The sequence below is a fragment of the Roseococcus sp. SYP-B2431 genome (assembly GCF_004336745.1).
Classification (GTDB): Bacteria; Pseudomonadota; Alphaproteobacteria; order Acetobacterales; family Acetobacteraceae; genus Roseococcus.
Map to the genome: position 1 here is coordinate 103363 of NZ_SJXD01000001.1, position 19015 is coordinate 122377.

A 19015-nucleotide genomic window follows, 5' to 3' on the forward strand; every position below is an offset into this window, starting at 1 on the left:
TCCACCGCACAGGCCGCCGGTCGTGCCAACCGTTCCCTACTTGAAGGCCCGCGAATCTTCTGGTCACCTGAGCCCGACATGGCCGTAGCGCGTTAGAAGGCGCGGCGATGCCCGGGGAGAGCAGCCAGTGCCATATCATGCCATCCGCCTGGGGACCGCCCTTCCCGGGGCGAGCCGAAGGGTCGAGCTGTGCCACGACCGCGCGAAGACGACCGTCTGGCTCCAGCTCACAAATACCGAATTCATCATCGGCGGCGCCTCACCCGTCTTCGTGACGGCCCTCATCGGAGCCATCAGGACCCCCACGGGCTGGCAGCCGATCGATGCCGGCACGGCCGCCCGGCTGCGCGACGTGACGATCGCCTTCGGCACCAAGCTGGGCGACCGGATCGACGAGTTCCAGCGCGCCATCACACGCGACTGGTCCACCTTCGACGGCGCCCGCGCCTCGCATTGGGCCAAGGGCCTGACCGTGGGCCACGACATGTCGAATCCCAGCTTCGTGATGAAGGCCATCAAGACGGGCTTCGACGCCATCGGCGTCTCGGTCTCCGCCTATAGCGGCCTGCGGATGAAGGGCTTCTCGGTCGACGACGCCATCGACTACCTCCAGCGCCGCGCCGCGGTGGCCGGCGTCAACGTGGTCGACGGCGCGCTGCTCGATTTCGAGGAGATCGGCCCCGATCCCACGCTCAGGGTGCAGGAGGACAAGGCCTACCAGTCGGATCCCCGCATGATCCCCTATGTCCCGGCGAAGCGGAACGGGCATGGCGGTCACTTCTCCTATCCCGAGCTCACGGCATCGGTGCCTTTTCCGCGCGTGCTCGCCTATGGATTCCGGGGCGACTCCCGCCTGCCGAGCGCGATCAAGAACGCCGGCGGCTTCAATCCGAACTACACGCGCCCGGACCAGATCGCCAAGGCCGCCGCCCAGGGCAATGCGCAGGACCGCGCCCTCAACCTGCCGGAGTTCCTCGCCAACCAGTTCTACGGCGGCTACATCTCGGTCTGTAAGTCCTATGCGGTGACGAAGGCCTTCGCCACCGGCATGGGTGGAACGACGCCCCCGGGCCCCGGCTGGGTCTATGCCTGCTTCGTCGAAGGAGGCTTCGTCATTCCCCCCGCCGGCACCATCCCGGCCACGGCGACTCATCCCCAGATCAAGATCCCCTACAACGAGCAGGAAATCTCGATGCCGGGCCTGCTCGACTGGGACGATGTGGTGGGGTGCCGCCGGGTCAGCTCGAACGGCAGGTTCGAGGGCAATATCTTCCTGCGCCAGACCATGGCGCAACAGGACCCGCAGGCCGCCGTCGCGCTCTGGAAGCTGCTCAGCGGCGAGACCCAGGGACCCGGCCTGCCACCCTGAAGCGCGCCGCCGCTTCAGGGCTCCGGTTTCAGAGCGCCTTGATGCCGGCCGCGAAGCCGTCGAGCGTCCTCGCCACGTCGTCCGGCGTATGCGCCGTCGAGACGTAGTACTTGCTGTCGCCCTTCAGGATGCCGGCCGCGCGCAGATGCTTGTTGAAATGCGCGGCGAGCCTGGCATCGGCCTTCAGCGTGTCGCGGTAGTTGAGGATCGGGCCCTCGGCATAGACGATGTCGAAGAGCGGCGCCTCGCCGACGATCTGGCCCGGGACGCCGGCATCGCTCATCAGCTTCGTCAGCCCGTCCATCAGCGACTGGCCGAGCGCAAAGACCTTCTCGTAGGTGCCGGGACGGCTCAGCACGTCGAGCGTCGCGAGGCCGGCAACAGAGGCCACGGGATTGCCCGAGAGCGTGCCCACCTGCATCAGGAAGCCCTCGTCGCCGACCTTGGCCTTGTCGAAATGCGCCATGATATCGGCCCGGCCGGCGAGCGCGGAGAGCGGGAAGCCGCCGCCCACGATCTTGCCGAGCGTGCAGAGATCCGGCGTCACGCCGTAGTAGCTCTGCGCGCCGCCATAGGCGAAGCGGAAGCCGGTCACGACCTCGTCGAAGATCAGCGGGATGCCGAAGCGCGCCGTCACCTCGCGCAGCGCCTCGAGGAAGCCCGGCACCGGCGGGATCAGCCGCTGGAAGGGCTCGACGATGACGCCGCCGATCTCGTCGTGCTGCGCCTCGATCAGCGCCACCACATGCGCCGCGTCGTTGTAGGGCGCGACCAGGACGTCGTCGCGCACCTTGGCCGGGATGCCGGGGCTGTCGGGGATGGCGAGGGGGAAGTTGCCGGGGCGCTTGGGCGCGAGGCTCATGAGCCCGTGGTCGCTCATGCCGTGATAGCCGCCCTCGAACTTCACGATCTTGTCGCGGCCGCGGAAGGCGCGGGCGACGCGCATCGCATACATGTCCGCCTCGGTGCCCGAGCCCAGGAAGCGCACCTGGTCGGCGCAGGGCAGCGCGGCGACGATCCTGTCAGCGAGCCGGATGCCGTGCGGGTTGTTGGTGAAGAAGGTGGTGCCGAGCGGCACCTGCTCCATCACCGCCGCCGTCACCTCGGGATGGGCATGGCCGATGAACATCGGGCCCGAGCCGAGCAGGTAGTCGATGTACTCCTGGCCCTCGCTGTCCCAGACATGGCCGCCGACGCCTTTGACGATCGCGATGTCGCTCGCGAAATTGCCGAAGTTCCCGGCGGGCAGGACGCGGTGGGCAGTTTCGACGAGGGTTTCCGCGGTGGCGACGTCGTTCATGAGCGCACGGCCTCCCCAAGGGTTTGCATCAGGCGATTGGCATTGGCGAACATCGCGACAGAGAGCGTGATGTCCAGGATCTCGGCGTCGTTCAGGCCTTCGGCGCGGAGGCGCTCGAGATCCGCCTTCGTAGCGGCGGAGGGCGTGGCGGCCAGCTTCACGGAATAGTCCACGATGGCGCGCTGCTTCGCGGGCATCGCCGCGCCCACACCCTCGTCCAGCAGCCGCAGCATGAGGTCCTTGTCGCCCTTCATCTGCACGAAGCGCTGGGCGTGGACGCTGGCGCAATAGGGGCAGCCGTTCACGCGGGATTCGGCGGTGGCGGCGAGCTCGCGATCGGCGCGCGAGGCACCGCGCGGGCCGTACATGATGGTGTTGAAGAGCTTGGAGCGCTGCCGCAGCACCTCGGCCTCCTGGACCAGCAACAGGTAGTAGGGCGAGGTCTTCGCCTTGGGATGGCTCTCCTCCAGAACCGCGATCTCGTCCGGCGTGGCCTTCTCCAGATCGAGGACCGGCGCCCAGGCTTTCCATTCCAGCGTGTCGATGGTGAAGCCGAAATCATGCGTGCTCATCGCGCAGCCCCCGATAGCCGAAGCGCGTCCTTCGCGCGAAGGTCTGAATCGGCGGCCATCACGCCGCCTCCAGCAAGCGCAGGCCGGCGAGCAGCCGCGCCTCGTAGTTCACATGCGCGACGAGCTGCGAGAGCATCACCACGTCGCGCGGCGCGAGGCCGGCGGCGATGAGCGTCTGGATGGCCTCGGGCGTCGCCTGGTCCGGCGCCATCGTGAGCATCGTCGCATGCGCCAGCAGGACTGGGATTCGCGGGCTGTCGCCGGCCTTCGCGCGATGGTGCTCCGCCAGCGCCGCATCCCCGTTCAGCTCGGCCACGTGCAGCGCGACGGCGTGCCGCTCCGTCCTGGTCAGGCCGCTCTCCCCCTCGAAGATCGCGACCTCGCTCGCCTGGGTCGCAAGGCGAACGTCCGGGCGCAGGGCCCGCAACCCGTCCAGCTTCGAGCCGGGCGCGATGCCCATCAGCTCGTCGATTACATCAGCCATCGGAAGCTCCCGTTTTCGGCACGTGGAAGGGCGTGCCGAGAAGTTCAGGCTCGTCATACTCCACCAGCGCCTGCCGGATCGCGGGGAATTCCGCCACGAAGAGCGCGCGCAGGACCGCATCGGCCACCCGCTCGCCCGCCACCATGACGCCCGGGATGTCGCTCGCGATGCCGCCATGGCTCAGATGCGCGCCGTAATTCACCAGGTGGATCTTCTCCAGCTCCGGCGGCGCCGCGGCGTCGCGCGGCTGCAGCTCGAAGCCTGGGCCGAGGACCGGGAAGGTCTCGATCTCGCGCCGGCGCAGCTCGGGCGGCGCGTCCCCGATCACGTCGATCCAGCGCCGGACATGCGGCGCGAAGTCGCCGAGCTCCGGCACATGCAGCGGATCGACCGAGAAGCCGGTAGCGACGATCAGGAAGTCGCGCCGCTCCTCGCGGGGATTCCCGCCGCCGAGGTCGATCGCCACCTGATTCCCGTCGCGCCGCGCCGCGCGCGTGGGCGTGGCGAGATGGACGTGGAAGCCCGGCTGGCGGAGCGCGCGGTGGACGGTCTCGTGCGGGACGGGCGCCTGCTCGTCATGGAGATAGACGGCGAGCTTCCATCTCTCCTCGTCGGAGAGGGCGTCATAGGCATTGTGATAGTGCGGCCCGGTGCTGCCGCGGCCCTTGTTCACCTGCGGCAGCACGGCGCGGCGGACATAGAGGTCCACCCGCGCGGCCCCGCGCTCCAGCGCCGTCGCGGCATTGTCCCAGGCCGAAGCGCCGCCGCCGATGATGCCGACGCTCCTGCCGCGCAGCGCCTCGAAATCGATGGGCTGGGGCGCCAGCGCCGCGAGGTCGGGGAAGAGGGCGCGGTCCACGAAATCCGGCAGGTCGAGCCCGCCCGCCCCTGCCCTGCCCGTCGCCAATACCACATGGCGGGCGAGGAGATGGCGCTCGCCCTCCGGCTGCTCCACCGTCAGACGCAGCAGGCCATCGGCGGGCGCGATGCGGGTGACGCGGGAAAAGTGCGACAGCGGCAGCTTCAGCACGCGCTGCACCCAGCCGAGATAGTCCTGCCAGGTGCGGTTGAAAATCTTGTAGAGGCCCTCCCAGGCCTCCACGCCGAAGCTCGCCACGTACCAGGCGCGAAAGGTCAGCGAAGGGATGCCGAAGCAGGGTCCGGGCAGCGTCTTGGGCGATCGCAGCGTGTCCATGCGCGCGGTGGTGCACCAGGGGCCTTCCTGGCCGGGCCCCGCGGCCTCGAGCACCGCGATGTTCGGCATGCCCCTGAAGATCAGCGCGCCGGCGGCCGCGATGCCGTTCATCCCAGCCCCGACCACCACCGCGTCCAGCGCGGCCGTCCGGTCGCGGAACAGCGGCGGCACCCAGTTCCTCGGCGGAAGGTTCAGCATCTCCAGATCGCGCGCGACCTGCGCCTCAAGGGCGGCCAGGCCAGCCGGGTCCGGCGCTCGTGTCTCGATCCGCATCGTCTGGTTCATGGAGCGAAAGCTTTGCTGCGTCGCCGGAATCATGGTGTCATCCGTGGCCAGTGTCCATGCGCCCAGGGATGTCCCCATGCCGCTCCCGCGCCGAATCCTGCTCTGCGGCCTCGCGGCGGCGCCGCTCCCGGCACGGTCCGTGACGCTGCCGCCGGGCTGGCCGGACCGGCCGCTGCGCTTCATCCTGCCCGCTGCCGGGGGCGCCGGCACGGCCGACACGCTCGCCCGCATCCTCGCCCAGGAAATGGACAAGCGCCTGCCGCAGCGGACCCTGGTGGACAACCGGCCCGGCGCCAACGGCAATGTCGGCGCGACCGCGGGGGCGCGCGCCGCGCCGGACGGGCACACGATCCTCTTCACCTGGGCGGGGACCATGGCGACCAATCCCGCGCTCTACCGGAACCTGCCCTACGACCCGCAGCGCGACTTCGAGCCGGTGCTGCTGCTGGGAAACGTCCCCAACGTGCTGGTGGTGAACAACGCGCTGCCCGTGCACGACCTCGCCGAGCTGACCGCCTATCTGAAGGCGCATCCGGGGCAGGTCTCCTTCGGCTCCTCCGGCAATGGCAGCTCCATGCATCTGGCCGGCGAGCTGTACCGGCAGGCGACGGGCACCGAGATGGTGCACGTCCCCTATGCCGCCATCGGCCAGGGCTTCATCGACCTTCATGCCGGCCGCATCCAGGCGATGTTCAACCTGGTGACCGGCGCGCAGCCGCAGATCCGCGCGGGCCAGGTGCGGCCCGTCGCCGTGCTGAGCGACCGCCGCTCGGTGGTGCTGCCCGATGTGCCCACGACGGCCGAGCTCGGCATGGCGGGGCTGGAATTCGGCAGCTGGTTTTGCCTGATGCTGCCCAGGGGCACGCCCGCCCCGATCGTGCAGGCGCTGAACGCGCTGGTGAACGAGATCCTGCAGGACCCCGAAGGCCGCCAGCGGCTGGAGGCCCAGGGCCTGGACATCATCGGCGGCGGGCCGGAGCGGGTGACGGCGCTGCTCGCCAGCGAGCTGGAGCGCCACGCCGCGCTGGTGCGCTTCGCCGGGATCAGCCTGCAGTAGATCAGCCGTCGAGTAGCGTGACGGCGCCTTCGTCGAGGTCGTAGCGCGCCGCCACCACGCGCAGCGCGCCGGAGGCCAGCCGCGGCGTCAATGCGGAGGGCTCCTCGCGCAGCCGTCTCGCCGTGCGGATCGCATGCACGCGCACCGTGGCCTCCACGAGATCGGCGGGGTTGCCCTGCCGGGCTTCGGCCACGGCGGGCAGGATGGGCTCGACCATCGCCAGCAGCGATCCCGGAAGGCTGACCTGGCGCTCGGCGACATCGACGGCGGCGGCCACGGCGCCGCAGCGCTCATGGCCGAGCACCATCACGAGCGGCACGCTCAGCGCCAGGCTGGAATATTCGATGCTGCCGAGATGGGCGGGCGAGAGCGTGTTGCCCGCCACGCGCAGCACGAAGAGCTCGCCGAGCCCCTCGTCGAAGAGCGTATTGGGCGGGGTGCGGCTGTCGGCGCAGCCCAGCACGGTGGCATAGGGGCCCTGCCCCCCCGCCAGGGTGGCCCGGCGCGCCGCCTGGGCCCGGGCGCCATGGGGAGCATCCGCGACGAAGCGCCGGTTGCCCTCGGTCAGCCGGGCGAGCGCCTCCCCGGGCGTCAGGGTGGTCGGCGGCAGGCCGGAGGCCGCCCGCGCCTGGACGGCGCCGCCGAAGAGGGAAGCGCAGGCGCAACGCAGGGCGAGGCGGCGGGACAACGGCATGGTCGAGGAACCCCGGTGAGATGACCGCCATGTAAGAGTCAACCTTGCCAATTCCGCAAGGGTGTGGGGAGGCCCGCCCGGATTTCGGACAGGGCCCGGCGATCACCTGGCCGTCAGCGTCAGCCCGAACATGTCCTGCCAGCCGGCGAGGTTCCGCTGCGGTTTGCGCTGCGCCAGCCCGAAACTCAGCGGCGCGCGCGGATTGGCCGCCAGTTCCAGCACGGTCGCATCGCCGCGCAGGAAGCGCTGCGCCGCGTCGCGCGCCGAGGCGAGGCTCGGCCCGCTCAGCGCCGCCGTCGCCTGCTGCGCGAGACGCTGGCGGAATGCGTTCTCCGGCATGTTCTCGCGCTGGGCCGCCGTCCGCACCCAGCGGCGGAACAGCGAGAGGTCGGCGTAGCGCAGCCGCGCGGAGATCAGCCGCATGTTCTGCGCCGCCTGCTGCGTCATGTTCTCGCGGACGTTGTCCAGGCGGAAGGCCAGGCTCAACTCGCCCGCGTCGCGCAGCTCGATGCTGAAGACGGGCATGTCGAGCACGCCGGTCGTCGCATCGTGGGTGGCCTCCATCCGGGCCTCGGCGCGCAGGCTGGTGTAGTCGAGCCGCTGCATCCACTCGGCATGCGGCGGGGCCGGGTTCACCTCCAGCCCGCGCAGCGTGAAGGCGCCGGTGCTCGGCCGGCCCGGCGCCACCTCGCCGCGCATGGTGAAGGCGCCGAGCCGGCCGAGCACGTTGCCGCCCTGGCTCACGGTCACGCTCTCGATGTCGAGGCTGGAGCGGCCCGGCAGGGTCGCCGGCGGCCGCTGCTCCATGATGGCGCCCAGGATCTCGGCGGCATCCAGCCCGCTGACCGCGATGCGCGCGACGGCGACACGTTCCACCGGGCCCGCGCCCCGGACGCCCACCTCGAGCGCGGTGACATTGACCGAGCCGGGACGGCCCCCGCCGAAATTCTCGACATTGATGGCGCCGATATTGACCGGCGTTTCGCCCGTGCTGCGCCAGTTCTCCATGCGCAGCAGGTTGGCCGAGACGTCGGTCGGCTTGGGCGGCGCGCCGCCGGGCTGGCGGCGGACGGTCAGCCCCTCCAGGTCCAGCCGGTCGAGCGTGGCGGGAACCTGGCCTCCGGCGATCTGGATCTCGCGCAGGGAAAGCCGCGCGATGCCGTCTTCCCGCAGCCCTTCCAGCCGGGCCTCGGCGATGCGGATGGTCTCGGCGCCCTTGGTCAGCACCAGCGCGGTCAGGGCGGCGCTGCCCTGCACGTCGGTGGCGGTCGCGGCGCCATAGGCCAGCGTCACGCCGGAGCCGAGCATGCGGCGGAGCTGGGTCACCGCGGCCGGCTCCGGCGGCTGCTGGGCCAGCACGGGCTGGGCCAGCACGGAGAGGAGGATGGCGAGGACGATCTTGCGCATCCGGAAGCCTAGCCTCGGCTCCCGCCGGAACGCCACCCCTGACCTTCCTTCTCCCTCTGGCGCAGCCGCCCGCGATGAACCATGTGTGGCCACAGATGACCAAGCTCCCGGCCAGGCCCGGCAACACCGCCGTCGCCGCCTTCCTGCAGAAGGTGGCCTCCCTGCCTGCCGTCCGTGCGGGGCGGGGCGGCGGGCGGCTGATCTTCGCCGTGGATGCCACCGCCTCGCGCCAGCACGCCTGGGACCGCGCCTGCCACCTGCAATCCGAGATGTTCTCCGCCACGCGCGACCTCGGTGGACTCGCCGTGCAGCTGGCCTATTGGCGCGGCTACATGGAATTCGCGGCGACGCCCTTCCTGACCGACACGGCCGAGCTGGCGCGGCGGATGTCCGGCGTCACGGTGCTGGGCGGGCAGACGCAGATCCTCCGCGTGCTGGAGCATGCGCTAGCCGAGACGAAGCGCGAGCGGGTGCATGCGGTCGTGCTGGTGGGGGACGCCTTCGAGGAGGCGGCCGACCCGATCTGCCACCTGGCCGGCCAGCTCGGGATGCATGGGGCGCCGGTCTTCTGCTTCCAGGAGGGCAGCGAGCGGGCGGCGGAGTCGGGCTTCCGGCAGGTCGCGAAGCTTTCCGGCGGCGCCTGGGCGCCCTTCGACGCGAGCAGCGCCGACGCGTTGCGCGACCTGCTGCGGGCCGTGGCAGTCTTCGCGGCGGGCGGGCGGGCGGCGCTGGCGCGGCTCCCGGGCGGCGCGGCCTCGCGCATCGCGGGGCAGCTCGCGGCGCCGAAGGCCTAACGATGGCCGCGGTCGCCATCGGCGGGCTGGCGGTGCTGGCCGTGCTCGGCCTGCTCTACGCCTTCGCGCATGCGCGGCCCGCGGCGGTGAGGGCCTCGCTCGTCTGGGGCTTCGGGACGCTGGGCGCGGCGGGCTTCGCGCTGATGCTCTTCACGGGGCGCGGCGCCAGCGCGATCTGGGCGCTGGTCATGTTCGGCCCCGCGCTGCGGCAGGCCTGGAAGAGCTGGCGGGCGCGGAAGACCTTCAGCCGGCCGGGCGACACCAGCGGCGTCGAGACGGCGACGCTGGAGATGCGGCTCGATCTCGGAACCGGGATGATGTCGGGACAGGTGCGGCGCGGGGACTTCGCGGGACGGAACCTGGCCTCGATGGACCTGCCGGAGCTGCGCGCGCTGCTCGCGGATTGCCAGGCGAACGACGCCGAGAGCGTGCCGCTCCTGGAGGCCTGGCTGGACCGTGTGCATCCCGAATGGCGCGACGCGCCGGGATCGGCGCCGCCTCCCTCGGGCGGCGGGCCGATGACGCGGGCGGAGGCGCTGGCCGTGCTCGGGCTGCGCGAAGGCGCGGGCGAGGAGGAGATCCGCACCGCGCATCGCCGGCTGATGCAGAGCGCGCATCCGGACCGTGGCGGCAGCGACTGGCTGGCCAGCCGGATCAACGAGGCGCGGGACCTGCTGCTGCCTTAGCGTGGGTAGGCGTCCTGCTGCCCCTGGCCCTCGTGGCGACGGCCTGGCTGCTGAGCTGACCGCCTGGCCCCGGTCAGTCGGGATCGCCGGCCGGGACTGGCTCGAGCCTCGCTTCCGCGCGCGAGGCGCGGGCGGAAAAATCCAGGATGCGCTGCGCCACCGCGTCCCATGCCGGCGCGGTCAGGTGAAACTCGTGGTCGCAGTCCAGGAACTCGACCGTGACGGCCGGCGAGAGCTCGAAAAGGCTCGTGACCTCGGTGCCGCCATACATGTCGGATCGGCCCTGGAAGATCAGGGTGGACGTGGCGATCCGCGCGAGATGGGCGTAGCGCTCGGGCTCCAGCGGCCGCTTGCGCCGGTAGAAGGGATAGCCCAGGCAGATCACGGCCGCGACCTCAGAGCGCGTGGCAAAGAGGGTCGCGACCCGCGCGCCGGAGGAGCGGCCGAGCAGCACCGCGCCGCCTCCCTTGGGAACGGCCTGATCGAGCAGCCCCAGGCGGTGCGGGATGTCGGGATTGAAGGGCTTGGCCTGGGTCTGGGCCAGCAGCCTCCGCTGGCCCGTCCAGCTGGCGACCGCGGGAGCGAGGCGGGCATGCAGCTCCTGCTCCATGTGACGGCAGCGGGGGAAGGAATCCCCCGCGAGATAGAAGACCGGGCCGAGCATCTGCCGGCGATGGCCTCAGGCCATCGCCCCGCGCGCCGCCACCGGCCAGAGGCACTCCACCCGCCCGCGCCGGACGCCGACATACCAGTCGTAGCGGTCCACCGTCGGGTCGCAGTGCCCCGGGATCAGCCGCAGCTTCTCCCCGAGCCGCGGGCGCAGGCCGGGATCCTCCACCGTCAGCTTCCCGTGCTCGTCCGACGCGCCGACATAGCTCACGCCCGGCCGGTTCAGCACCACCGGGTAGCCGCTGTCCGTCGGCATAGCCTTGTGCCCGGCATCCACCACCGCGACCTGCGGCGAGGAGGCGCTCATGACCGTCGCCAGCACGAAGAGCGCGTGCCGGAAGGGCGGCGCCTCGGCGTTGCGGGCGTAGTCCGCATCCATGAAGGCGTAGGAGCCGGCCTGGAGCTCGGTATAGACGCCGCTCGCCAGCTCGTGCCGGAAGCTGCCGGTGCCCGCGCCGCCGACCACCGGGCAGTCGAGCCCGCGCTGGCGCAGCTGCTCCACCGTGCGGCGCGCGGCGTCCACCGCGCCGCCGATGGCCTTCGCGCGCACCTCGGGGTCGCGGATATGCTGCGCGCTGCCGTGATAGGCCTGGATGCCGTGGAAGCTGAGATGCTTCGAACGCGCGATGACCTCGGCCAGCGCCACCGCCGGGGGCCCGGCCTCCACGCCGCAGCGCTTGCCGCCCACGTCGATCTCGACCAGCACGGGGATGCGCACGCCGGCGGCCTCGGCGGCCTCCTCGACGGCGGCGACCTGCGCCGGGTCGTCCACGCAGAGGGAGACCTGGCTGATCCGCGCCAGCGCCGCCAGCCGCGCCAGCTTACGCGCGCCGACGACCTGGTTCGTCACCATCACGTCGGGGATGCCGCCCCAGGCGAGGGCTTCCGCCTCCCCAACCTTCTGGCAACATTGCCCGATCGCGCCGCGCGCCATCTGCAGCTTCGCGATGACCGGGGACTTATGCGTCTTGGAATGCGCGCGCAGCTTCACCCCGCTGCCGGCGAGGAAGCCGGCCATGGTGTCGAGATTGTGCTCGAAGGCATCGAGGTCGAGGATCAGGGCGGGGGTGTCGACTTCATCCTCGCGCATGCCGGGTTCGGCGGGAGGGGGCTGGAGCATGGGACTTCCTCTCGAATCCGGGGCATGATGCGGTGATGCTGCGGAATGATCCAGACGTGGTGGTCATCGGCGCCGGCTGCGCCGGGATCGCGGCGGCGCGGGCGCTGATCGCCGCTGGGAAGAGCTGCGTGGTGCTGGAGGCGGGCGACCGCGTGGGCGGGCGGGCCTACACCTCGGACCTGCTGGGCGCGCCTTTCGACCATGGCGCCACCTGGCTGCACCAAGCCGGGGAAAATCCGCTGGCGCGCTTCCTCGGCGAGCACATCGACCACGACGCGGTGCGCGGGCGGCACCTGCATCTCGGGGACCGCTTCGCCACGGGCACCGAGCTGGCCGAGTATCTTCATGCCCTGGACGATTTCGAAGCCGCGATCGTCGCCGCCCCGCAGGATCCGGACCGCGCCGTCTCCGAGGTCGTGCCGCGGGGTGGCCGCTGGAACGAGACCATCGCGCATTGGCTCGGCTCGCAGATCAATGCTGCGGAGCTCTCGATGATCTCCCTGAAGGATTATGTGGCGGTCGACCTGGAAGGCCCGAACCTCCTGCCGCGCGAGGGCGTCGGTGCCCTGGTGGCGCGGCTGTCCGGTGGGCTGCCCATCCGCCTCGGCCATGCGGTGACGCGGCTGCGCTGGGACGGGCCGGGCGTGGTGGCGGAGGGCGAATGGGGCACGCTGCGCGCCGGCGCGGCCATCGTCACCGTCTCGACCGGCGTGCTGGCGGCGGGCGCCATCCGCTTCACGCCCGGGCTTCCGTCGGACACCATGGACGCCATCCACGGCCTGCCGCTCGGGCTGCTCACGAAATACGGGTTCCGGACCAGGGGCGATGACCGGCTCGGCATGGCGCCCTTCCACTCCGCGCGCCGCCTGCTCGGGCCGGAGGTCCGCACCGCCATGAGCTGGATCTTTTGGCCCTTCGGGCGCGACCAGGTCTTCGGCTTCGTGGGCGGTGCCCGCGCCTGGGAGCTGGCGCAGGAGGGCACGGCCACGACTGAGGCCGCCGCCCGCGCGGATTTCGCCGCCATGTTCGGCGCGCGTGGCGCGGCGGCGCTGGGCGAGGCCGTCGTCACCGGCTGGGGGACCGATCCCCTCTTCCGCGGCAGCTACACCCATGCCCGGCCGGGCCACCACGAATCGCGCGCGCGGCTCTCGCGGTGGCTCGGCGGAGGCCGGCTGCGCTTCGCGGGCGAGGCCTGCCATTCCCGCTTCGCCGGCACCGTCGCCGGCGCCTGGCTCTCCGGCGAGGCGGCCGTGCGCGATCTCCTGGACAAGCGCGCCGCCGTGACGGACGCTCGCTGAAACGGCGCCACGACGCCGGTTCGAGGGAGATGTCCTATGTCCATCAGCCGCCGCGGCCTCGCGGCCCTTGCCGCCGTTCCGCTCGCCGCCCCCGCCTTCGCGCAGAACCGTGGCGATCCGCGCGTGCTGCGGGTGAAGCTCTTCGGCGACATGCGGAGCCTCGATCCCTTCATCAGCCCGGAATACATGGCCCGCAACCATGGCTACATGGTCTATGATACGCTCTACGCGCTGGACTCGAAGATGCGGCCTCAGCCGCAGATGGTCGCGAGCCACAGCACCAGCCCCGATGGCCTGACCTGGAATTTCACGCTCCGCGACAACCTTCGCTTCCATGACGGCGCGCCCGTCACCAGCGAGGATGTGGTCGCCTCGCTGCGGCGCTGGGCCATCCGCGACGGGCACGGCGCGCAGATGCTGGCCGAGGGCAATCGCCTCGAAGCCGTCGACGCGAAGAGCTTCCGTCTCACGCTGCAACGCCCCTGGGCGCTGGTGCTGGATGCGCTGGCCAAGCCTTCGGGCCTGCCCGCCTTCATCATGCCGGCGCGCGTGGCGGCGACGCCGATCAGCACGCCCATCACCGACCCCACCGGCTCCGGCCCCTACAGGCTGGCGCGCGAGGATTGGCGCCTGGGCGACCGCACCACCTATCGCCGCAACGCCGATTACGTGCCGCGCGCCGAGGCGCCGGATGGGCTGGCCGGCGGCAAGATCGCGCGCGTCGAGACCGTCGAATGGGTGATGCTGCCCGATGCCGCGACGGCGCTGAATGCGCTGCAGACTGGCGAGATCGACATCTTCGAGGAGCTGCCGCCCGACCTCTTCCCCGTGGTCCAGCGCAACCGGAACCTGCGTCTCGCCGCGCAGGACAGCGCGGGCGTGCAGCCGATCTTCCGGATGAACCACGCGGCGGCGCCCTTCGACAATCCGCGGCTGCGTCAGGCCATGCGCCTGCTGGTCGATCCGGCCGAGATGATGCCGGCCTATATGCCCGATCCGGCGCGCTGGCAGGATTGCAGGAGCTTCTTTCCCTGTGCCTCGCCCTTCCACACCAGTGAGGGCTGGGCCGCGCCCAACCTCGACCTCGCGCGCACGGCCGTCCAGCAGTCGGGCTATGACGGCACGCCCGTGGTGGTGCTCGATGCGCAGGACAGCACCATCAGCAGCACCTTCGCGCGCGTCGCGGCCGACCGGCTGCGGCGCGTAGGAATGAACGTCGACCTCCAGGCCATGGACTGGGCGACGCTGGTGACGCGCCGTCTCTCGAAGAATCCGGTGGGCCAGGGCGGCTGGAGCCTCTTCGTCTCGGCGCCGGCCGCGGTGGACCTGATGGATCCGGTGAGCCACATCGCGCTGCGCTCGGCCGGGGCGCGCACGGCCCTTCCCGGCTGGCCGGAGGACCCGGAGATGGAGCGGCTGCGCGACGCCTTCGCGGTCGCGCCCTCCATGGAGGAGCGCCGCCGCATCGCCACGGCGACGCAGCTGCGCGCGCTGGAGGTGGTGCCCTATGTGCCGATCGGCACGATGAGCCTCGTGCGCGGCCACACGGCGCGCATCTCCGGGATCCTGGACGCGGCGATCCCGGTCTACTGGAACATCGCCAAGGGGTGAGTGCTCGGCGCCCCCTGCTCAGTGCTTCGCTAGGAAGTCCAGCACCGCCGCGTTGAAGAAGTCCGGATTGTCGTAGTTCAGCCCATGCGTCGCCTTGGGCACGGTGACGCGCTGCGTGTCCGGCATGAAGCGCACCAGCGCGTCGATGATCTTCCCGAAGTTCGGCTGGCTCTCGGCGCCGCCGAGCAGCAGCGTCGGCACGCGGATCGCCTCGGCCGCCGCGCGGGAATAGGGCTTCCGCTGCTCGGTCATCTGGCCGATCAGCGTGCCGGCATTGTCGCGGCCGATCACCTTCTTCTCCTCGGGCCGTCTCTCCCAGGCGCCCGGGCCGCCGGTCTGCTCGGCGACCATGATCAGCCCGCCATCGACATCCCCGGCCGCGATCTTCAGCGCCGCCGCATTGAAGCCGGCCGCCTGCTTGCCGCTGGGCGGCGCGCCGCCCAGGCTCTCGTCCAGCTCGCCGCCGGGCTCGGCCAGGACCAGCGCCTTGACCAGCTCCGGATGGCGCTCGGCCACGCGGAAGGCGATGTGCCCGCCGCGCGAATGGCCGAGCAGATGGACCGGCCCCCGATCGAGCGCGCGGATGAAGCCGGCGACGTCGGCGACATGGCGGTCGATGGTGAAGTCGCCGCCCTCCTCCCAGGTTCCGGGCCAGGCGTGGCGCATGCTGAGCGACATCACATGGTACTTCGCCGCGAAGGGCGCCATCTGCGGGCCGAAGCTGCGCTGGTCGCCCAGCGTGCCGTGGATCATCAGCAGCGGCGGGCCGCTCCCGGCCTCGGCGTAGGATATGGTCGTGCCATCGACTTCGAGGCTCGGCATCGGCGTCTCTCTTCGGATTGTTCCGAAGAGCCTAGGACGGCGATGCGCCATCGCCAATCCGCGTCACTCCATCCGCAATCCGAGCGAGGCCACCACCGGCCGCAGCGCCGCGACCTGCCCCTGCACCATCGCCGTGAACTCCGCGCTGGAATTGCCGCCGGGATCGGCGCCCAGCTCGTCGATCCGCGCCGCCACCTGCGGATGCCGCGCCGCCGCCGCGATCTCGGCCTGGAGGCGGATCAGGATGGGCTCCGGTGTACGCCCGGGCGCGAAGAAGCCGTTCCAGCCCAGGATCTCCGCATTGGGAAAGCCCTGCTCGCGCACCGTCGCGATCTGAGGCAGCAGCCGGTTGCGCGCGGTCGAGCGGATGGCGATGGGCCGCACCCCGCCGGCGCGGATATGCGGCATCGCCGAGGAGAGCTGGTCGCCGCCGAAGGGAATGCGCCCGGCCAGCATCTCCTGCACCAGCAGCGAGGCGCCGCGGAAGGGCACGTGCTCCATCTGGAAGTTCCCGTCGCGCTTCAGCACCTCGCCCGTCAGATGGCCGGCGCTGCCCGGACCGGTCGAGCCGTAGAAGGGCGGCCGGGGCTGCGCGCGCGCCCAGGCGATGAACTCCGCGAGGTTGGTGGCCGGCACCGAGGGGTGGACCAGGATCACCGTCGGCACCAGCGCGCCGACGCTGATGCCCGCGAAGTCGCGCTCGATGGAATGCTGCGCGCGGTTCTGGAACTCCATCACGGCCGTGGTCGCGGAGAAGGTGGAGTTGTGGAAGAGCAGCACCTGCCCGTCCGGCGGCGCCTTGGCCACGAGGTCCGCGCCGATCGAGCCGCCGCCCCCGCCGCGATTCTCCACGAGGAAGGCGATGCCCATGGTCTCGGCGAGACGCTGGGCATAGAGCCGCGCGAGGATGTCTGTCGTGCCGCCGGCGGCGAAGGGCACGATCACGCGGATCGGGCCGTTCGGCGTCCAGGACTGGGCGCGCGCGAGGGCCGGCGCGGCGAGCAGCGCCCCGGCCAGGAAACGGCGCGGCAGCATCACTCGACCCGCAGGTTGAGCGCCTGCACCAGCGGGCGCACCGCGGCGACCTGGCTGTGCACCTGCTGCGTGAACTCCGCGCGGCTGTTGCCGCCCGGCTCCGCGCCGAGCTCCACGATCCGCGCGGCCAGGGAAGGATGCCGCGAGGCTGCGGCGATCTCCGCCTGGAGCCGGGCCAGGATCGGCTCCGGCGTGCGGGCCGGCGCGAAATACCCGTTCCACCCCTGCAGCTCCGCATTGGGGAAACCCTGCTCGCGCACGGTCGGCACCTGCGGCATCGCGGTCGCGCGCGTCGCCGAGAGGGTGGCGACTGGCTTCAGCGCGCCGCTGCGCATGTTCTGCAGCGAGGAGGAGAGCTGGTCGCCGCCGAACTGGATGCGGCCGGCCAGCATGTCCTGCACTAGCGGCGCGGCGCCCCGGAAGGGCACGTGCTCCATGGCAAAGCCGCCGTCGCGCTTCAGCACCTCGCCCACGAGGTTCATCGTGCTGCCGGGCCCCGTCGAGCCGTAGAAGGGCGGCGTGGGCTGCGTCTTCGCCCAGGCGGCGAACTCCCTCAGGTTGGTGACCGGCACGTCGCGCGCCACCAGCAGCATCATCGGCACATTGGCGCCGACGGTGATGGGCGCGAAGTCGCGCTCGATGGAATGGGGCGCGCGGCCGGCATGCTCCATGGCCGCGGTGGTCGTGCTGAAGGTGAGGTTGTGGAAGAGCAGCGTCTGGCCGTCCGGCGCCGCCTTCGCCACGACATCGGCGCCGATGGAGCCGCCCGCGCCGCCGCGGTTCTCGACCACGACGGAGACGCCCATCGTCTCGGTCAGCCGCTGGGCGTAGAGGCGGGCCAGCACGTCGGTGGTGCCGCCCGCCGGGAACGGCACGACGACCCGGATCGGGCCGTTCGGCGTCCAGCTCTGGGCGCGGAGGAAGGCGGGAGCCAGGCCGATGCCGAAGCCGGCAACGGCGAGGGAGCGGCGAGCGATCATGCGGAGAGTCTCCTGTCGGAGCCGTGTCTGTGCCGGCTCTCGATCAGGACAGTTGGCCGCGTCGATTCCCGGCCGTCAATCCGAAGTTTGGCTCAGTGCCCGGCGTTCTGCCCGGAGAAATCCGGCGCCGCCAGGCCCGAGGCCTCGAGCTGATGCACGAGCAGCGCCTTCAACCGCTCCAGCCCTTCCTCGGTCTTCGCCTCGGCGCGCGCCACCAGCACGGCCTGGGTGTTCGAGGCGCGCAGCAGCCACCAGCCGTCCCCAGTGAGGACGCGCACGCCGTCCACCGCCTGGACCTCCGCCCCGTCGGAGGCGAGGCGGGCCTTCACCTCCTCGATCACCTCGAATTTTCTCGACTCTTCGCAGTCGAAGCGGAGCTCCGGGGTGTTGATCACCTGCGGCAGGGCCTTGCGCATGTCCGCGAGGCTCTCGTCGCTGCGCGAGAGGATGTCGAGCAGCCGCACCGCCGAGTAGAGCGCGTCGTCGAAGCCGTACCACTTGTCGGCGAAGAAGGTGTGGCCCGACATCTCGCCGGCCAGCGGGCTGCCGGTCTCGGCCATCTTCTGCTTGATGAGGCTGTGGCCGGTCTTCCACATGAGCGGCTCGCCGCCGGCCTTGGCCACCTCGTCGAACAGCACCTGCGAGGCCTTCACGTCGGCGATGATGGTGGCGCCCGGATGGGCCTTCAGCACGTCGCGCGCCAGCACGACCAGCAGCTGGTCGCCGAAGAGCATGTGCCCCTCGCCGTCCACCACGCCGATGCGGTCCGCGTCGCCGTCGAAGGCAATGCCGAGGTCGGCCTTGGTCTCCTTCACCTTGGCGATGATCTGCTCAAGGTTCTTCAGCACCGTCGGGTCGGGATGGTGGTTGGGGAAGGTCCCGTCGATCTCGGCATTGATGAGGTGGTGCGTGCCCGGCAGCCGCTTCACCAGCCGCTCCGTCACCGCGCCGCCCGAGCCGTTGCCCGGATCCCAGACGACCGTCAGCTTCTTCGGGCCGCCGGCATAGTCCTTCACCATGCGCTCGATGTAGGTCTCGCTGACATCGACCTCGCGCGAGGAGCCCTTGGTCTCGACGACGACATCGCCGCTCGCCGCCATGGAGCCCAGCGTCTGGATGTCCTTCCCGAAGAACGGCTTCTTGCCGATCATCATCTTGAAGCCGTTGTAGTCCGGCGGATTGTGGCTGCCGGTCAGCATGACGGCGCCGTCAGCCTTCTGGTCGTAGCTCGCGAAGTAGAGCATGGGCGTCGGCCCGACGCCGACCCGGATCACCTCCATGCCGGAAGCGACGAGCCCGTCCACCAGGCTCTTCTCCAGTTCGGGCGAGGAGAGGCGTCCGTCGCGGCCCACGGCCACGCGGCTTCCGCCGGCCCGCGCCACGATGGTCCCGAAGACCCGGCCGATCGCGAAGGCATCCGCCGGGTGCAGGGTCTTCCCCACGATTCCGCGGATGTCGTACTCGCGCAGCGAGGTCTTGTCGAAGGCGTGGGAGAAGTCGGCCATCAGGGTCGTCCGATCGAATGGTATGTGAAGCCAGCCTCGCGCATGGCGGGCGGATCGTAAACATTCCGCAGGTCGAGCAGGATGCGTCCCGACATCGCCGCCGCCAGCTTTTCCGGCGCGACGTTGCGGAAC

At 71.1% G+C, this 19015-nt stretch carries 18 protein-coding genes; 6 read left to right on the plus strand and 12 right to left on the minus strand.

Annotated features, from left to right (window positions below; all coding sequences use genetic code 11):
- The first annotated feature begins 127 nt into the window (after positions 1–127).
- Positions 128–1369, plus strand: coding sequence for a hypothetical protein (locus tag EJV46_RS00530; RefSeq protein ID WP_131546637.1), 1242 nt, complete (start codon positions 128–130; stop codon positions 1367–1369).
- Positions 1370–1397: 28 nt separating this feature from the next.
- Here the strand turns inward: EJV46_RS00530 and EJV46_RS00535 are convergent, their stop codons facing one another.
- Genes EJV46_RS00535 through EJV46_RS00550 form a run of 4 tightly spaced genes read right to left on the minus strand, consistent with a single transcriptional unit; the run spans position 1398 to position 5205 of the window.
- Positions 1398–2669, minus strand: coding sequence for an aspartate aminotransferase family protein (locus EJV46_RS00535; protein WP_131546638.1), 1272 nt, complete (start codon positions 2667–2669; stop codon positions 1398–1400).
- A complete protein-coding gene (locus EJV46_RS00540; RefSeq protein WP_131546639.1) occupies positions 2666–3241 on the minus strand; it encodes a peroxidase-related enzyme in 576 nt (191 codons plus the stop codon). Before EJV46_RS00540 ends, EJV46_RS00535 begins: the two co-directional genes overlap by 4 nt.
- Before the next feature lie 58 nt (positions 3242–3299).
- Positions 3300–3725 carry a hypothetical protein gene (locus EJV46_RS00545; RefSeq protein ID WP_131546640.1) on the minus strand — a complete coding sequence of 142 codons (426 nt, stop codon included), beginning with the start codon at positions 3723–3725 and terminating at the stop codon, positions 3300–3302.
- Positions 3718–5205, minus strand: a complete 1488-nt coding sequence (locus EJV46_RS00550) for an NAD(P)-binding domain-containing protein (RefSeq protein ID WP_165585246.1) — start codon at positions 5203–5205, stop codon at positions 3718–3720. The genes EJV46_RS00545 and EJV46_RS00550 overlap by 8 nt, the downstream gene beginning before the upstream one ends.
- Before the next feature lie 76 nt (positions 5206–5281).
- Between EJV46_RS00550 and EJV46_RS00555 the strand changes: the two genes are divergently transcribed.
- Entirely contained in the window at positions 5282–6262 is a 981-nt protein-coding gene (locus tag EJV46_RS00555) for a tripartite tricarboxylate transporter substrate binding protein (RefSeq protein ID WP_165585247.1), read from the plus strand.
- A 1-nt stretch (position 6263) separates the two neighbouring features.
- On the opposite strand, the gene EJV46_RS00560 is transcribed toward EJV46_RS00555, so the two are convergent.
- Complete coding sequence (locus EJV46_RS00560; RefSeq protein WP_131546643.1) at positions 6264–6956, minus strand: carbonic anhydrase; 693 nt, start codon at positions 6954–6956, stop codon at positions 6264–6266.
- Between the two features lie 102 nt (positions 6957–7058).
- The gene (locus EJV46_RS00565; RefSeq protein WP_131546644.1) at positions 7059–8363 is read right to left on the minus strand and encodes a hypothetical protein; all 1305 of its coding nucleotides are present in this window, start codon (positions 8361–8363) and stop codon (positions 7059–7061) included.
- 95 nt (positions 8364–8458) lie between these two features.
- Here EJV46_RS00565 and EJV46_RS00570 point away from each other — a divergent pair, with 95 nt between their 5' ends.
- The gene (locus tag EJV46_RS00570; protein ID WP_131546645.1) at positions 8459–9157 is read left to right on the plus strand and encodes a VWA domain-containing protein; all 699 of its coding nucleotides are present in this window, start codon (positions 8459–8461) and stop codon (positions 9155–9157) included.
- Positions 9158–9159: 2 nt separating this feature from the next.
- Positions 9160–9843, plus strand: coding sequence for a molecular chaperone DnaJ (locus EJV46_RS00575; RefSeq protein WP_131546646.1), 684 nt, complete (start codon positions 9160–9162; stop codon positions 9841–9843).
- Positions 9844–9916: 73 nt separating this feature from the next.
- On the opposite strand, the gene EJV46_RS00580 is transcribed toward EJV46_RS00575, so the two are convergent.
- A complete protein-coding gene (locus EJV46_RS00580) occupies positions 9917–10507 on the minus strand; it encodes an alpha/beta family hydrolase (protein WP_131546647.1) in 591 nt (196 codons plus the stop codon).
- Between the two features lie 15 nt (positions 10508–10522).
- Positions 10523–11632 (minus strand): DSD1 family PLP-dependent enzyme, encoded by a 1110-nt coding sequence (locus EJV46_RS00585; protein ID WP_131546648.1) that lies wholly within the window; start codon positions 11630–11632, stop codon positions 10523–10525.
- A gap of 35 nt (positions 11633–11667) precedes the next feature.
- Here EJV46_RS00585 and EJV46_RS00590 point away from each other — a divergent pair, with 35 nt between their 5' ends.
- Both EJV46_RS00590 and EJV46_RS00595 read left to right on the plus strand, forming a co-directional pair.
- Positions 11668–12930 (plus strand): NAD(P)/FAD-dependent oxidoreductase, encoded by a 1263-nt coding sequence (locus EJV46_RS00590; protein WP_131546649.1) that lies wholly within the window; start codon positions 11668–11670, stop codon positions 12928–12930.
- 36 nt (positions 12931–12966) lie between these two features.
- Positions 12967–14541: an ABC transporter substrate-binding protein gene (locus tag EJV46_RS00595; RefSeq protein WP_131546650.1), complete on the plus strand. Its 1575-nt coding sequence runs from the start codon at positions 12967–12969 to the stop codon at positions 14539–14541.
- An 18-nt stretch (positions 14542–14559) separates the two neighbouring features.
- Here the strand turns inward: EJV46_RS00595 and EJV46_RS00600 are convergent, their stop codons facing one another.
- The 4 genes from EJV46_RS00600 to pgmG form a co-directional block, all read right to left on the minus strand.
- A complete protein-coding gene (locus EJV46_RS00600; protein WP_165585248.1) occupies positions 14560–15363 on the minus strand; it encodes an alpha/beta fold hydrolase in 804 nt (267 codons plus the stop codon).
- Positions 15364–15426: 63 nt separating this feature from the next.
- Positions 15427–16398, minus strand: a complete 972-nt coding sequence (locus EJV46_RS00605; protein ID WP_131546652.1) for a tripartite tricarboxylate transporter substrate binding protein — start codon at positions 16396–16398, stop codon at positions 15427–15429.
- Complete coding sequence (locus tag EJV46_RS00610) at positions 16398–17378, minus strand: tripartite tricarboxylate transporter substrate binding protein (RefSeq protein WP_131546653.1); 981 nt, start codon at positions 17376–17378, stop codon at positions 16398–16400. The genes EJV46_RS00605 and EJV46_RS00610 overlap by 1 nt, the downstream gene beginning before the upstream one ends.
- 92 nt (positions 17379–17470) lie before the next feature.
- A complete protein-coding gene (gene pgmG / locus EJV46_RS00615) occupies positions 17471–18883 on the minus strand; it encodes a phosphoglucomutase/phosphomannomutase PgmG (protein ID WP_131546654.1) in 1413 nt (470 codons plus the stop codon).
- Positions 18884–19015: the final 132 nt, after the last annotated feature.